The 15,335-nt window shown below is 57.5% G+C and carries 13 protein-coding genes; 9 read left to right on the top strand and 4 right to left on the bottom strand.

What is annotated here, in order from left to right:
- Genes BMY49_RS11705 through BMY49_RS11725 form a run of 5 tightly spaced genes read left to right on the top strand, consistent with a single transcriptional unit; the run spans position 1 to position 6,434 of the window.
- Complete coding sequence (locus BMY49_RS11705) at positions 1–681, top strand: DUF4040 domain-containing protein (RefSeq protein ID WP_089675646.1); 681 nt, start codon at positions 1–3, stop codon at positions 679–681.
- Entirely contained in the window at positions 678–2,168 is a 1,491-nt protein-coding gene (locus BMY49_RS11710; RefSeq protein ID WP_052509932.1) for a complex I subunit 5 family protein, read from the top strand. Before BMY49_RS11705 ends, BMY49_RS11710 begins: the two co-directional genes overlap by 4 nt.
- Positions 2,165–3,670 carry a complex I subunit 5 family protein gene (locus BMY49_RS11715; protein WP_089675647.1) on the top strand — a complete coding sequence of 502 codons (1,506 nt, stop codon included), beginning with the start codon at positions 2,165–2,167 and terminating at the stop codon, positions 3,668–3,670. Before BMY49_RS11710 ends, BMY49_RS11715 begins: the two co-directional genes overlap by 4 nt.
- Positions 3,667–5,436 carry a complex I subunit 5 family protein gene (locus tag BMY49_RS11720; RefSeq protein WP_089675648.1) on the top strand — a complete coding sequence of 590 codons (1,770 nt, stop codon included), beginning with the start codon at positions 3,667–3,669 and terminating at the stop codon, positions 5,434–5,436. The genes BMY49_RS11715 and BMY49_RS11720 overlap by 4 nt, the downstream gene beginning before the upstream one ends.
- Positions 5,436–6,434, top strand: coding sequence for a YihY/virulence factor BrkB family protein (locus tag BMY49_RS11725; RefSeq protein WP_228219347.1), 999 nt, complete (start codon positions 5,436–5,438; stop codon positions 6,432–6,434). Before BMY49_RS11720 ends, BMY49_RS11725 begins: the two co-directional genes overlap by 1 nt.
- A gap of 81 nt (positions 6,435–6,515) precedes the next feature.
- On the opposite strand, the gene BMY49_RS11730 is transcribed toward BMY49_RS11725, so the two are convergent.
- Complete coding sequence (locus BMY49_RS11730) at positions 6,516–7,925, bottom strand: PhoH family protein (protein ID WP_062375433.1); 1,410 nt, start codon at positions 7,923–7,925, stop codon at positions 6,516–6,518.
- Positions 7,926–8,136: 211 nt separating this feature from the next.
- A complete protein-coding gene (locus BMY49_RS11735; protein WP_062375436.1) occupies positions 8,137–9,006 on the bottom strand; it encodes a LysR family transcriptional regulator in 870 nt (289 codons plus the stop codon).
- A gap of 119 nt (positions 9,007–9,125) precedes the next feature.
- Here BMY49_RS11735 and BMY49_RS11740 point away from each other — a divergent pair, with 119 nt between their 5' ends.
- The gene (locus BMY49_RS11740) at positions 9,126–9,989 is read left to right on the top strand and encodes a cation diffusion facilitator family transporter (RefSeq protein ID WP_089675650.1); all 864 of its coding nucleotides are present in this window, start codon (positions 9,126–9,128) and stop codon (positions 9,987–9,989) included.
- 73 nt (positions 9,990–10,062) lie between these two features.
- Here the strand turns inward: BMY49_RS11740 and BMY49_RS11745 are convergent, their stop codons facing one another.
- Positions 10,063–10,275: a DUF3008 family protein gene (locus tag BMY49_RS11745; protein ID WP_062375438.1), complete on the bottom strand. Its 213-nt coding sequence runs from the start codon at positions 10,273–10,275 to the stop codon at positions 10,063–10,065.
- 107 nt (positions 10,276–10,382) lie between these two features.
- Between BMY49_RS11745 and ybaK the strand changes: the two genes are divergently transcribed.
- The 3 genes from ybaK to BMY49_RS11760 all read left to right on the top strand — a co-directional run bounded on the left by ybaK (position 10,383) and on the right by BMY49_RS11760 (position 13,271).
- A complete protein-coding gene (gene ybaK, locus BMY49_RS11750; RefSeq protein WP_089675651.1) occupies positions 10,383–10,850 on the top strand; it encodes a Cys-tRNA(Pro) deacylase in 468 nt (155 codons plus the stop codon).
- Between the two features lie 108 nt (positions 10,851–10,958).
- Complete coding sequence (gene dbpA / locus BMY49_RS11755) at positions 10,959–12,350, top strand: ATP-dependent RNA helicase DbpA (protein WP_089675652.1); 1,392 nt, start codon at positions 10,959–10,961, stop codon at positions 12,348–12,350.
- Between the two features lie 48 nt (positions 12,351–12,398).
- The gene (locus tag BMY49_RS11760) at positions 12,399–13,271 is read left to right on the top strand and encodes a PA4780 family RIO1-like protein kinase (protein ID WP_089675653.1); all 873 of its coding nucleotides are present in this window, start codon (positions 12,399–12,401) and stop codon (positions 13,269–13,271) included.
- Between the two features lie 80 nt (positions 13,272–13,351).
- Here the strand turns inward: BMY49_RS11760 and tkt are convergent.
- The coding region (gene tkt / locus BMY49_RS11765) for a transketolase (protein WP_208596194.1) at positions 13,352–15,335 on the bottom strand (1,984 nt) is incomplete at its 5' end.

Genomic DNA, 15,335 nt, shown 5'->3' on the forward strand with positions numbered 1-15,335 from the left:
ATGATAGCGTCTATCGATACCGTTGAAAGTGGGTTAGCCGTTTGTCTACTGATGACCGCCATTGGGTGCTTATTCGATCGCCACCTATTAAGGGCGTGTTGGCTTTTGGTGCTATTTGCGCTGTTGATGAGTACAGCGTGGTGGTACCTGAACGCCCCGTGGCTGGCCTTGGTGGAAGTGATATTAGGGAGTGCGCTCACGGGGGGTGGCTTTATTTACGTCTTACGCACACTGCCCAGTCAGAGGCTATGGATGCCTCGTTATGATCGTACGCGCGTCGAATGGCCACACCGTTTGACGAAGGGGCTGCTCATCATTGCCTGGAGTATCATGCTAGGCGTGGCGACTCAGTTTCTATTACCTGATATGGCGCTTTCACTGACAGCGCATCCGCTTATTTTGTCCTCTGTGGTCATTGTATCGTTGGGAATGGGGGCGTTTGCTTTACACCACCATCTGATGCGCCGCTTGATGGCCTTTAATGTGCTTGGATCGGGCGTTTTCTTGATGCTCGCAGGCATGGCGGGTACGTCACCCAGCGCCCAGGCGCTCATCACGGTGGGGTTGCTCATCGCTTGGCTGGGGTCGCTATTGGGGGTTTTACTCCTTCGCCAGCTAGTGCACCAGGAAGGTAGCGCCGCCCTCAACGATGAATACGCCCCTGTAAGGCCGCCTTCATGATCTGGCGCTTTGGTCTGTACGACAATACCTTTGATCCCTTATGGATGACGGACTGGGCACTCGCCGCTGTCCTACTGCTGCCGATGGTGTTTGGTGCGCTCGGAGCCGTGTTTCGTCCCTCTCGTTTGCTGCCGGTGGCCTTGGCCTGCTTGCCGATTTTACTGGCTGGAGGGGTCATGGTATTGGACTACCAACAGGTCGGATTGCTGCGTTGGCAGTGGGAGGTGGCGGGTATCGAGCTAACGCTGCGCTTGAGTGGCCTTAGTGCTCTAATGCTCTTGATTACCCAGTGGACGGCCGCCGCCGTTGCCGTTTATACCCCTGGCTATCTTCGCCTAACGCTCCCCAATGCCAGCGTCCGTTGGTTATGGCCATTAATGGGGTTGCTCGTTAGTGCGCTTTCACTGATTTGGCTGGCGGCGGATCTGTTGATTCTGTATGCCGCGTTGGAGTCAATGGGACTCGCGGCCGTGGGGATGTTGCTGTTATCGGGTAAGTCTGCGGCGCTACAGGCCGGTATGCGTTACCTCCTTTTGGCTCTGGTGGGGTCGCTCGCGTTTTTACTGGGCGTTGCCCTATTAATGAGTCAATGGGGAACGTTAGATTTAATCGCACTTGAAGCGCGGGTGGAGCCAGAGCCCCTTACTTGGGTTGCAGCAGCCCTTATAGGCGCGGGGCTTGCCTTAAAGGCGGCGCTATTCCCTTTGCATGGTTGGCTAACCCCCGTACACGAGAATGCTTGGACGCCGGTCAGTGCACTGCATGCAGCGCTCGTCATTAAGGCCTCGCTCTATATTTTAATGATGCTTTGGGGCATCTTGCTGCCGGAGACGCTGTTTGCTCCCCGTTTGGTGGCCTGGTTGGGCATGTTGGCGATTGTTTGGGGTGGATTGGTGGCCTGGCGAGCCGATTCACTCAAAACGTTGATTGCCTCTTCCACTGTGGGCCAGTTGGGCTATTTGATGGTGGCCTTTCCTCTGGTATTAGGTCCCAATATCGCACCGCTGCCTTTGTCGCTGGCATGGGACGGGTTTTGGTTACATTTGATGGGACACGCACTAGCCAAAGCCGCCATGTTTATGGCGGCAGGCAATTTGATCATTGCCACGGGTGAAAGCTCACTGAAAGCGCTGGCAGGAACCAGTCGTCGGCTGCCACTTTCGCTACTTATCTTTGGCATGGCAGCGGTTACGTTAATGGGGCTACCTCCCAGCGCTGGCTTTACGGCAAAGTGGCTCTTGCTTCAATCCATGGTGCTGACTCAGCAATGGTTAGCCGTGGCTGCCCTACTGGCAGGCACGCTATTGACGGCTGCCTACGTGTTTCGCGTATTTCGCTACTCGTTTGATGAAACCGCACCGCGACACGATTATCAGCCGCTTGCGCCCGGCATGGATGCCGTTGCTCTGTGTTTGGCGGTAGCAGCCTTTGCGCTTGGCTTACTCGCCCACTTTCCGCTGGGGTTGCTGCATGGAGGTGGTGCATGAACGCGGCTTGGTTACCCCTGACGACGCTGGCAACCTCCTTATTCGCGGCGGTGATTATTTTCTCGTTGCCAGAAGAGGCTCGACGTGTCCGCACGTACATCAACTTACTGGCGGCGGTCGCTAAAATTCTCCTAGTGATAGTGATGGTCGGGCGTGTTTCAGAAGGCTATGAAGACACCTTTAGCTTTCAAATCGTGGGAGGCGTTGATTTTGTGCTGCGGGCGGATGCCCTCGGCGTTATGTTTGCGGGTCTTTCGTCACTGCTGTGGCTATGCACGACGATTTACGCGATTGGGTACTTGGAAGGGGCGGCCAATCGGAAGCGTTTCTTTGGCTTCTTCAGCCTGTGTGTCACCAGTACGCTAGGGATTGCCCTGTCGGGAAACTTGTTTACCTTCCTGATTTTCTACGAAATGCTGACACTCTCAACTTACCCGCTCGTGGTGCACGCGGGTTCAGCAAAAGCCTTAGCGGCCGGTCGAGTGTATTTGCGTTACACCCTCACGGCGGGCGTTGTGCTGCTGCTAGGCGTTGTCTTGCTATACAGCTTAACCAACGATCACTCTTTTGCGTCAGAGCAAGGGTTGTCCCCCTACCTGGATGATCACCGTGGTTTGCTAACCCTTATTTTTGCGCTGCTGGTCGGTGGCTTGGCGGTGAAGGCAGCCATGGTACCGCTGCATGGCTGGCTGCCCAGGGCGATGGTGGCACCGGCGCCGGTGAGTGCATTGCTGCATGCCGTTGCTGTGGTAAAAGCCGGTGCGTTTGGCATTTTGCGTGTCATATACGACCTATACGGCATTGAACTTAGTGTGGAGTTGGGCGTCACCACCGTGCTGGCCGTCGCTGCGTCTATCACCATTATTTATGGGTCGCTGCGGGCGATTGCCCAAGAGGAGTTAAAGCCACGCTTGGCGTTTTCGACGATTAGCCAAGTTTCCTATGTGGTGTTAGGCGTTAGCTTGTTTGGCCCTTTCGGGACGATAGGCGCGCTGGCGCATTTGCTTCACCAAGGCCTGATGAAAGTGACGCTGTTCTTTTGTGCTGGCAATTATGCAGAAGAGCTGGGGATTCATCGCCTTGATGAAATGGACGGTGCAGGCAAGCGCATGCCATTGACTAGCCTAGCGTTTACGGTGGGGGCGCTAGGGATGATCGGGTTGCCACCGACCGCTGGGTTCATTACTAAATGGTACCTAGGCATGGGCGCTATCGAGGCAGATATGTACTGGGTAGTGGCCGTGCTAGTAGCAAGCAGTACGCTGAATGCGATTTATTTTCTCCCTATCGTACATCGCCTCTGGTTCCGTGAGGGTCCGGCCCATGGCAAGGGGCAATGGCCTAAAGAGCAGTCATTAGGGCGGCTGGAAACCCACGGATGGCTGTTGTGGCCAGCGGTATTGACGGCCGTCATTAGTATAGGGGCTGGTTTGTTGGCTGGGTTGCCATTTAGTCCGCTGGATTGGGCAACGCGCGTAGCCGTTGGGGAGTACCTGCCATGAGTTCACTGCTGTTGGTCGTGGCCTTACTCTGGCCGCTTTTCGTGGCAGGCAGCACCGTATGGTGCGCTTACCGAGTCCCTGTTCAACAGCGTCATTTCATTTCGATGCTGTGGGTAAGTGCTGCCTGGCCTGCTTTACTGCTGGCGTATGCGGGTGACGTGCAGTGGACTATGGATGCTTGGATGTTAGGTGGGTATTGGGAGCTGAATGCGCTCAGCCGACCGTGGCTAGCCTTTACTGCTCTGCTTTGGAGTATGGCGGCGTTTCATGCGCGAGGTTACTTCGCCGATGAGCAGCGTCAGGCACAAGGAGGGAATGCGTCGGCACAACGGCGTTTACAGCGTTTAACCTTACTGTGGCCGCTAACCTTGCTGGGCAACATTCTTCTGATAGTTGCCCAGGATATTGCCAGTTTTTATTTTGGCTTTGCGCTGATGACCTTCGCTGCGTATGCGCTGGTAGTGCATAACGGCACTCCGGCTGCGAAGCTGGGGGCTAAGGCCTATCTTGTGCTGGCCGTTATCGGTGAAGGTTTGATATTAGGTGGTTTTCTCTGGGCCGCAGGCACCTCGGATACGTTAACACTCAAAGGCGTGCGCGATACCCTGGCCACGGCAGACCATGGTGCGTGGATGGCGCTATTGCTGTGGCTGGGTTTAGGCGTGAAAGCGGGGGTGATTGGGCTGCATGTTTGGTTACCATTAGCGCACCCCGTGGCTCCCGCGCCCGCCAGCGCTGTCCTCAGCGGCGCCATGATCAAGGCAGGCTTGTTGGGTTGGTTGACCGTGTTGCCGTTGGGAATGGAGTCGCTATCTCCTGCCATGATGCAGTTTGGCAATGTCGTATTGGTGGCAGGGTTTGCAGCAGCATTTGGTGCGGCCCTGTACGGCATTTGGCAGTCGCATCCCAAAGCAATTTTGGCCTACTCCAGTATCAGCCAAATGGGCATGTTAACGGCGTTAGTGGGTATGGGAATCGTCGTGCCAGCGGTATGGCCGGCCTTGCTACCTGCCATCATTTTGTTTGCGGGTCACCATGCGTTAGCGAAGGGCGCTCTCTTTATGGGTACCAGTGTGAGTGAGCATATGCCCAAGTGGCCCACCTCGCTGCTGTTTCTTTTGATTGCTCTACCGGGCATTTCGCTGACAGGCGCACTCGCGGCAGGCATGTTCAGCAAGTGGGGGGTGAAGCATGCGCTCTATGAGTTCGAGCAGGAGCGCATTATCGCACTATTGACTTGGGCGGCGATGGGCACGGCCGCGCTGGTGACGGTCTGCGTGTGGCGACAATGGCAGCAGCGGCAGCGAGGAAACAGCCATTCGTTTCAGTGGGGGGCGTGGCTAGCGGCATTGATCGCTGCGCTAATGACACCGCTGTGGCTGCCGTTACCGGAGGGGAGTGTGATCGCTCCTCCCTTGAACGAGTGGTTGGGCATTATTTGGCCTTTTCCGGTAGGCGTTGTCGGCATGGCGTTAGGCTTGTTGGCGCTGCGCCGTTTTGATGTGCCAACGCCACCTGCCGGGGATTGGTGGTGGGGATACCATTCCCTTGCCACTCTAGGCTTGAGCGCCGCACGCTTACTGGCCGCGCGATGTGGAAGAGGTAAAACAACCTCCGTGGCGCTGGCGCTGAAGGGTGAGCGTTGGGTTATGAAGGGGGTGTTGCGCGGACTGTCAGTGGAGTCATGGATGCGCCAGCATGGTGGAGGCTTGATGATGGCGTTGGCCGTTCTCCTGGCACTTTTGCTCATTTGGGAGGGACAGTAGTGGGGCAACAAGCAAGAGAGCCATTGGGTGAGCGCGGCCGAAGTGCCGATGTGCCCAACGATATTCCAAAGCGTGGTTGGCAGGATATTGCGTGGCGCGTCGTGCGCGCCGCGCGCCGAGACCGGGTCACCATGTTTGCCGCAGGGGTGGCGTTTTACGCGCTGCTGGCGCTGTTTCCGACCATTGCGGCGGTGATTTCGGTGTGGGGGCTACTGTTCGATCCTGTCGAGGCGGGGCGGCAGCTCTATACGATCAGCCGCTTCATGCCCCCTGATGCTGCCAACCTGATTGATCAGCAGGCGCAAGAGGTGGTGGAGAGCACTGAGTCTGGCAATGTGATGACCGCCTTGGCAGGGTTGTTGATTGCCATGTTTATCGCCTCGAAAGGGGTGTCGGTGTTGGTGATTGGCTTAAACGCCGTTTACGGCGAGCAGGAGAAGCGTTCGCTGCTGTATAGGGCGTTGGTGCTGGTCTCGCTGACCTTTGGTCTCATTGTGATGACGCTTGTTTCCCTCGGCTTTATTGCCGTTGTGCCTGTTGTGGTGGATAGGCTAATGATTGATCCGCCGCTGGATAGAGTGCTGCAGTGGCTACGTTGGCCGGCACTATTAGTGCTAATGAGCTTACTGATTGCCATGCTATATCGCTTTGCGCCCTATCGGCGCTCACCGCAGTGGCGCTGGTTGAGTTACGGCACGCTGTTTGCGACGCTGATGTGGCTGCTGGGCTCGGGAGGGTTGTCACTCTACGTGCGCTACTTTTCGACTTTTAGCGAGCTGTACGGCTCGCTAGGCGCGGTGGTGGCCCTGATGCTGTGGTTTTGGTTGTCAGCATTTGTCGTGCTGTTTGGTGCGGAGCTTAATAGTGAAATGGAACGCCAAACCTGTCATGACACCACCGTGGGTGAAGCGCGTCCTCTAGGCGAGCGCGAGGCGTTTGCTGCCGATACCATTGGCGTCGAAAACCCTTGGAATAGTGACAATACCGCAAGAAAGTGACCACCGTGCGATTAAGAGACCGATCGTGCCACCGCCCAGCGAGCTGGGCGGTGAAGGTTAACGGTAGAGGCGAATAGAGCGCTACAAAAGCTCCTCGGCGGCCAGTGCCAAACGGGAGCGTTCAACGCTTTTCAAGGTGATATGCCCAGCATGGGGCCAATCTCTAAACCGTTCTACTACGGCGGCCATGCCGCAGGTGTTGGCGGTGAGATAGGGCGTGTCGATCTGCCCGACGTTGCCCAGGCAGACAATCTTGGTATTGCGCCCGGCACGGGTGACCAGCGATTTTAGCTGTTTAGGGGTGAAGTTTTGCGCCTCGTCGATGATCAAAAAGGTGTCGTTCAGGGTGCGCCCGCGCATAAAGCTCGGTGAGCGAATTTGCACACGTGAGCCAATCAATTGCCGCGTGGCACCGTTATCCCAGCTTGATTCTCCCTCTTCGTTGCGCAGCAGGTTATCCATATTGTCGTGGAAGGCCCCCATCCACGGCGACATCTTCTCCTCTTCGGTACCTGGTAAGAAACCAATATCCTCCCCCATAGGGATGGGCGCGCGGGTGAAGACGATACGCTCAAAGCGTTTGGCGTCCAAGGTCTGCTGGAAGGCCGCCGCCAGGGTCATAAACGTTTTGCCGGTGCCCGCGTTACCGGCAATGGTGACAAGGTCAATCTCGGGGTCCATCAACAGGTTGAGGGTAAAGTTCTGGCGGCTATCGTGAGCGTGGACGCCCCACACACCAGCATGGTGACGGTAGTTGGTGAGCAGCTGAAGCCGGGCAGAGGAGGGCGAAATCTCGCGCACAATAGCCTCGAACTCTGCGCCGTTTTCGCTATCAGAAACCAACATGCCGACATGCCAGTGGCGGGGCATATTGCCGCTGAGTTGGTAGAAGGTATGGTGGCCGATGCGTTCGACGGTCACTTCAACGTTGAGCGCTTCCCATAGCGACGCGCCATCCTGCCCGGCCGAGGCGTACACTTGGGCACCTTCAATCATCGCATCGCTATCGGAGAAGGCGCGATCATTCAGGTAGTCTTCCACCGGCACTTTTAGTGCGGCGGCTTTTACCCGCAGATTGATGTCTTTCGTGATGAGAATGACCGACGCATCCGGGCGTTCGTCACGCAACCGGCAGGTTTCTGCCAGGATTCGGTTGTCGAGGCTATCGTCTAGCGAGTCGAAAGGCTTTAAGTCGTTGTAGCACAAAAAGTGTAGGCGGCCGGATTCTCCGCTGATACGGGGAATGGGGATGCCTTTCTGGATTTCATCGAAGGTAACCTGATTGGTCAGGTCGGAAAGGGTGCGGCTGATTTGCCTTGCCGTACGGGCGATTTCGCGGATGCCGTTTTTGTGCTTGTCCAGCTCTTCAAGCACGGTCATAGGGATAACCACATCATGCTCATCAAAATGATAGAGCGCAGTCGGGTCGTGGATCAGGACATTCGTGTCTAGGACATACAGCCTAGTCGCTTTCTTATCGAGTCGTACCATCGCGGAAACTACTCCTTGGTTGACGGCAACATCGACACTGGCAGACGCACTTTACGCTTAGATGACACTTGCCTGTGTCGGTTCTCTAGCGTGTCCTTTGGGCTCCTTCAATGGCTTTTTTTACAGCGTGGTGGGCAATCGCTTTTTTCGCCACTGCTAAATTTCAACGTTACTCATGCGCCGTGCTCGGCTTTCCGACTGAGAGGGGGCCTCAGCGTGTGGTACCCAAGAAACGGATGACGTTGGTCAGCAGCGCCGTGGCGACCACCCCAAGGCTCTCGCCTTCCACGTAACGGTAGTAGTGGCTTTCCAGCAGCAGGTCGTGGTTGAGCGCACACAGCGTGTGATTGGTTAAGGCGTCTTTAACCAGCGGGTAAGGCAGTAGCGCCCAGCCGGTCCCGTTAATTACCGCATCGCGAATCACCTCGAACATAGTCAGGCCCAGATAGTTGGTGGAGAACAGCGCCTCGCTCACCAATTTGTCGCCTTGGTCGAAGGTCAGGCATACCTGGGTGTACTGTGCCAAATCATCTTTGGTGACGTTGGGCAGGCGACTGAGTGGATGCCCAGGTGCCGCCACGAGACTCATGCTCACCGGGGCAAGGTTGCTGGCGTTCACCGCGGCCCCTTCAGCGGTGTAGAGCCCAAAGGCAATATCCACCGTTTGGCGCAGCACGAACTGGGCGTGCTCCTGAGGTGGGAGCAGGTATACCGAAATGGCCGTGAGCGGGTAGCGCTGCTTCAGGTCGTGCATGACCTGTCTCCAAAACGCTTCGGGCAGGGCATCGTCCCGCGCGATGCAGAGCTGGCTCTCAACGCCCTGCAAGTGCTGCTGGCAATGTTTATTGATGCGGCTGGCGCTGGTTAGCAGGCGGTAGCAGTCGGGGAGTACGCTTTCCCCCACCGCTGTTAGCTGTAGGCTGTTACCCGAGCGCTCAAACAGCGCCACGCCCAGACTATCTTCCAGCGCATTCACCGCGGCGCTCAGCGTGCTGCGCTTTATGCCGGTATGCCGGGCAGCGGCGGCAAACGACCCATGTTCTGTGACATCAATAAACGCCTGTACCTGTTCTGCGCGCATGCAAACTACCTTGTGAAAACCCTTTGAGCGCCAATATAGTTGGCGCTGAGCGATTGGTGAAGCGCTAATGCACCCATTATGATGGCGGTCTTTTATCACCCTCTATTGGAGCAACCCGCGTGACCCCCTTTGTCGCCGAGCGCCGAGCGCTTAGATTTTCCGCCATTTCTGCCAGCCTATTTGCCTTTACCGGGCTTGCCTTAGGCCTTGCCAGTGGCTCAATTACGATACTCTTCGATAGTGGCTATTCGCTATTAAGTTTAGTGCTGGCATCGCTGTCGCTGTTTGCACTTCAACAGGCCCGCAAACCTGCGGATGATCACTACCCCTTTGGGCGGCTGACGGTCGAGCCGCTGGCCGTGCTGCTCAAAGGCGTGGTGATTGCGCTGGTGTGCCTGTTCTCCCTGGTCTCTGCTTTGTGGAGCTTGGCGCAGGGAGGACGTTTGGTCACGCTGGACTTGGCGCTGATGTTTGGCGTGGTCAACGTGAGCGGCTGTTTGCTCACCTGGGGGTGGTTGAACCGCTACGCCAAGGTCGCGCAGTCCTCGCTACTGGCTGCAGAGCTTCGCCAGTGGCAAATGGATACTTGGCTGAGTGCCGCCGTCATGCTGGGCTTTGCCCTTACCTGGGGGTTAACCCTCTCGCCTTGGGAACACTTGGCGCGTTTTGCGGACCCGGTGATGGTTCTTATCATAGCCGGTTACTTCCTGCCCATGCCCATTCGTATGGTCAAAGGCGCGCTGCGCGAGTTGATGTTCGGCGAACCGGTCGGCAGCGTGCGCCAGGAAGTGGTACAAGAAGTGGCGGAGTTCGATATCGCCGACGACGATGTACGCCTTGCGCAGGTAGGCAGCTTCCTGATGGTCGACATTCAGCTCGATAAGCAGCAAATCGATGACGCGGAAGAGATCGTCGAGAGCGTTGAGCAGCACTGTAAACTGCGTAATCTGCGTCCGGTGACGAGTATTACGCTGGTTACATAGTGGCCGAATCAAAAACTATTGACGCTATTGCAGTTGGGGGTGATATCTAGCGCTACCGACAACGGGTGTCGGCTTAATACTGCACTTTTGAGGGTTGCAAAAACATGCCATTGCGCCGCTGTTTGCCCTTACGCTGGGTACCCTCCATCTCTTCCAACTCCTCTTCGCTCATCGAGTCATACATCCCTTTCGAGGCGTCATACAGCTCGCTTGGCTTGGTCTCACCGCGCTTAGCCGAGAGGGCAGCCCCGGCGGCTTTCTGCTGTGCTTTGGAGGTGGCTTTCATTTTGCGACTCCTGTCAGTTGACTTCCGTTACTTGCTCACGTTATTAAGCCTAGCAGTGGGTACTAATGTTTTCAGACTGGCTGGCGCGTTTAACTTAAGAGACCTCCATGACACCGGCAATCAACAGCGCAAGGCACGCAGGTATTGCGTTTCATCTCCATGAGTATCAGCACGATGCCGCCGCCCCGTCCTATGGGCTGGAAGCGGCGGACAAACTTGGCGTGACGGCCGAGCAAGTGTTCAAAACCCTCGTCGTTAGCTTGGATGGCAAGCAGTTGGCCGTTGGTATCGTCCCCGTGAATAGCCAGTTGGGGCTGAAGCAGATCGCCAAAGCCGCTGGCGCTAAAAAGGCTGTGATGGCCGCACCGGATGTCGTCGAGCGTACCACCGGCTACGTGCTGGGCGGTGTGAGCCCGCTGGGCCAAAAAAAGCGCCTGCCTACCTTTATAGATGAGTCGGCGCAGGCGTGGTCGACGCTATACGTGAGCGCCGGGCGACGTGGGTTGGAAATCGAGCTCTCGCCGGAGGACCTTGCCGCACTCAGCCAAGGGCGATTCGCAGCGCTCTCTGCGTAGGCACGACGCGTCAGGATCAGCGCGTGGCAAAGCAGGGGGTGGCACTTTCTGGTATGGTGCTTCACATTATCGGTTTGCTGGGCATCACGCCCCCTTCAGGAATTTTTCGTGTCAGATACCTCGTTTGCCTCTCTTGCCCTCTCGCCCGCGCTGCTGAGCACGCTCGACTCTCTGGGCTATCACGACATGACGCCCGTTCAGGCGCAGAGCCTGCCGCCCATGCTGGTGGGGCGCGATGTGATGGCGCAGGCCAAAACGGGCTCGGGTAAAACCGCCGCGTTTGGTTTGGCGCTGTTGTCACAGCTGCGTGTAGAAGCCTTCAGCGTACAGGGCTTGGTGCTGTGCCCCACCCGCGAACTGGCGGATCAGGTCGCCGAGGAGCTGCGACGCCTGGCGCGGGGCATGCCCAACGTCAAAGTACTCACACTGTGTGGCGGCGCGCCCTTTGGGCCGCAGCTCGCATCGCTGGAGCACGGTGCTCATATCGTGGTGGGCACGCCGGGGCGGGTGGACGAGCACTTGCGCAAAGGCTCGCTCACGCTTGGGTCGCTGGCCGTGCTGGTGCTGGACGAAGCCGACCGTATGCTGGACATGGGCTTTCAGGTCACCATCGACGACATCATCGCCGATACCCCCGCTGACCGACAAACGCTGCTGTTCAGCGCGACGTTTCCCGATGAGCGGGAGGGGCTGGCAGCCATGACCCGCGGCGTGCTGCGCGACCCGGTCAGTGTCAAGGTGGCAGAGACCCACGATGCCACGACCATCGAGCAGCACTTTTACCGTGTGTCTCATGACGACGACCGTTTTGCTGCATTGACCGAGCTGCTGCTCGCCACGCGGCCTACCACCAGCGTGGTGTTCTGTAACACCAAGCGAGAAACCCAAGCCGTGGCCGATAGCTTGGTCGACGCGGGATTTAGCGCCGTCGCCTTGCACGGTGATCTTGAGCAAAAAGATCGTGACCGGCTATTGGTGCTGTTCGCCAACCAAAGCGCATCGATTTTGGTCGCCACCGATGTGGCCGCCCGCGGGCTCGACATTGCTCAACTAGATGCCGTTTTCAATTACCAAATCGCCCGCGAGCTGGACGTCCACGTTCATCGCGTCGGCCGCACGGGGCGCGCAGGAGCCAGCGGTATCGCCTGTACCCTGGTCACACCGCAAGAAGATTATCGACTCGAACGCCTCGCTGAGCTGTTGGGCGAGCCGCTCGCGACCGAGCCGCTGCCGAAAGCCACCAACGGTTCGCCGTTCGAGCCCCCCATGGCCACGCTACAGTTGGCGGGTGGCAAGAAAGATAAGCTGCGCCCTGGCGACATTCTGGGAGCATTGACCAGCGAAGGCGGTCTGCGCGGTGATCAGGTGGGTAAGATCAAGGTGTTGGCTCGAAGCGCTTACGTCGCGGTGGCGCGCAGCGCTGTCCAGAAAGCTCAGGCCAAGCTGGAGCGGGATAAACTCAAAGGGCGCGCTTTCCGCGTGCGACGCATTCGCCATTAACGATCCCAATGACGTGGTCGCTATCATAAGGAGCCTTCGCAGCAAGCTATGAAAACACCCAAACGATTACAGCCCTTGGTCGATGACGGCCTGATCGATGAGGTGCTGATGCAGTTGATGAGCGGCAAGGAAGCGCAGGTGTATGTGGTGCGCTGCGGCGGCGACACACGCTGTGCCAAAGTATTCAAGGAAGCCAAGCAGCGCAGTTTCAAGCAAGCGGTGCAATACCAGGAAGGGCGTAAAGAGCGTAACAGCCGCCGAGCGAGGGCCATGGCCAAGAAAACCCGCTACGGCCAGAAAGAGCAGGAGCAGGCGTGGCTCACCGCCGAGGTGGATGCGCTGTATCGCTTAGCCGCAGCTGATGTTCGTGTGCCAAAGCCCTATGGCTTTGTGGATGGCGTGCTGCTGATGGAGATGATCACCGACGCCGAAGGCGATGTAGCACCGCGCTTAGACGATGTTACCCTGACCGAAGAGCAAGCCTTACGCTATCACGCCAAAGTGATCCAGGACGTGGTGAAAATGCTCTGCGCGGGTCTGATTCACGGTGACCTATCTGAGTTCAACGTGCTGGTCGATGCCGATGGCCCAGTCATTATCGACTTGCCCCAAGCGGTAGACGCGGCCGGTAATAACAGCGCCGCCGCCATGCTGGAGCGCGATGTCGATAACATGCGCGCTTATTTTGGTCGCTTTGCCCCCGAGCTGCTCACTACTCACTACGGCAAGGAAATGTGGGCGCTTTATGAAGCGGGCGAGCTGCACCCCGATAGCAAACTCACCGGCCACTTCGAGTTTGATAGCCACATTGCCAACGTGGATGAGCTGATGGAAGTCATCGACGACGCCAAAGAGGAAGAAGCTGAGCGTCAGGCGCGCATGCGTGATGACGACGAGGATGCAAACTCACAACCATACTGACTATACCCTCAATAATTAGGCTCTTCTTATTTTAGAAGTAATGTGAAGAGCCTGATCATGAGATAATTATTAATTAAAACTTAGCTAAACAGCTCATTGGCTTGTTTAACAATGTTCTCGACGGTAAAGCCGAAGTGCTTGAACAGCTCGCCAGCCGGGGCCGACTCACCAAAGGTAGTCATGCCAATCACGCGGCCATCGAGACCAACGTATTTGTACCAGTAGTCGGCATGGCCAGCTTCGATGGCAATACGCTTGGTGACGGCTTTGGGTAGCACGCTTTCGCGGTAGTCAGCGTCTTGACCATTAAAACGGTAAGCGGACGGCATGGAGACTACGCGCACGGCTTTACCCTGCTGCTCCAGTTCGGCCGCGGCGTCCATCGCCAGAGAGACTTCGGAGCCCGTGGCAATCAGGATCAGCTCTGGGGTGCCTTCGCTATCTTTCAGCACATAGCCACCGCGCTGGATAGACGCGAGCTGGGCCTTGGTACGCTGCTGGTGGGGCAGGTTCTGGCGTGAAAGAACCAGGGCTGTCGGGCCGGAGTGGCGCTTAATCGCGGCATCCCAGGAAGCGGCGGTCTCCACGGCGTCACAGGGGCGCCACGTGTTGAGGTTCGGCGTGGTGCGCAGGCTAGTGAGCTGCTCAATCGGCTGGTGCGTCGGGCCATCTTCGCCCAGGCCAATAGAGTCGTGGGTAAACACGTAGATAGCCTGCTGACCCATCAGCGCCGCCATACGCACGGCGTTGCGCATGTACTCCATAAAGATCAGGAAGGTCGCGCCATACGGCACAAAACCGCCATGCAGGGCGATACCGTTCATCACCGCGCCCATGCCGAATTCACGCACACCGTAGTGCAGGTAGTTGCCGCTGGCATCGTCGGGGGTGATCGCTTTCGCGCCCTTCCAGAACGTCAGATTAGATGGCGCTAAGTCAGCGCTGCCGCCGAGCAGTTCCGGCATTTGCGGGCCAATCACGTTCAGCGCTTCAAACGACGCTTTACGCGAGGCAATGCTGTCGCCTTTCTCTTGGGCCTGCTCGATCAGCGCTTCAGTCGTCAACTCCGTGGGCAGCTGCGCTTTCATGCGGCGCTTGAATTCACGTGCTTCTTCCGGGAAGGCTTCGGTGTAGCGAGCGAAGCGGCCTTCCCACTCTTGCTGGCGCGTTTTACCGGCGTCGCGGGCATCCCAGGCGGAGTAAATCGGCTCGGGGATATGGAAAGGCGCGTGCTCCCAGCCCAACTGCTTACGTGCCAGTGCCACTTCTTCGTCACCCAGCGGTGCGCCGTGAGCTTCTTCTTTGCCCTGCTTGTTGGGGGCACCAAAACCGATAATGGTTTTGCAGATGATCAGGCTTGGCTTGTCGTCATGGCTCTTCGCCAGCTCAATGGCCGCCTTGATCTCATCAGGCTTATGGCCGTCGACGTTCGGCACTACGTGCCAGCCGTAGGACTCAAAGCGCTTGGCCGTATCGTCGGTAAACCAGCCTTCGACTTCGCCATCGATAGAGATGCCGTTGTCGTCATAAAGAGCAATCAGTTTACCCAGCTGCTGAGTGCCTGCCAGGGACGCCGCTTCGTGGGAGATACCCTCCATCAAGCAGCCATCTCCCAAGAAGCACCAGGTGTGGTGGTCAACGATGGTGTGGCCGGGGCGGTTGAACTGCGCGGCCAGGGTTTTCTCGGCAATCGCGAAACCGACCGCGTTGGCAAAGCCTTGGCCCAGCGGGCCAGTGGTGGTTTCGATGCCAGGAGCGTAGCCGAACTCCGGGTGGCCAGCGGTGGGCGAGTGCAGCTGGCGGAAGTTTTGCAGCTGTTCCAGGCTGAGTTCGTAGCCGCTCAAGTGCAGCAGCGAGTAGAGCAGCATGGAGCCGTGGCCATTCGACAGCACGAACCGGTCGCGATCGGCCCACTTGGGGTCTTCGGGGTTGTGCTTGAGGTAGTCATTCCACAGCACCTCGGCAATATCAGCCATACCCATGGGGGCGCCAGGGTGGCCGGATTTGGCCTTCTGAACAGCATCCATGGAAAGGGCGCGAATGGCATTGGCCAGCTCAAAACGG

Source organism: Vreelandella aquamarina, from assembly GCF_900110265.1.
Taxonomy (GTDB): Bacteria; Pseudomonadota; Gammaproteobacteria; order Pseudomonadales; family Halomonadaceae; genus Vreelandella; species Vreelandella aquamarina.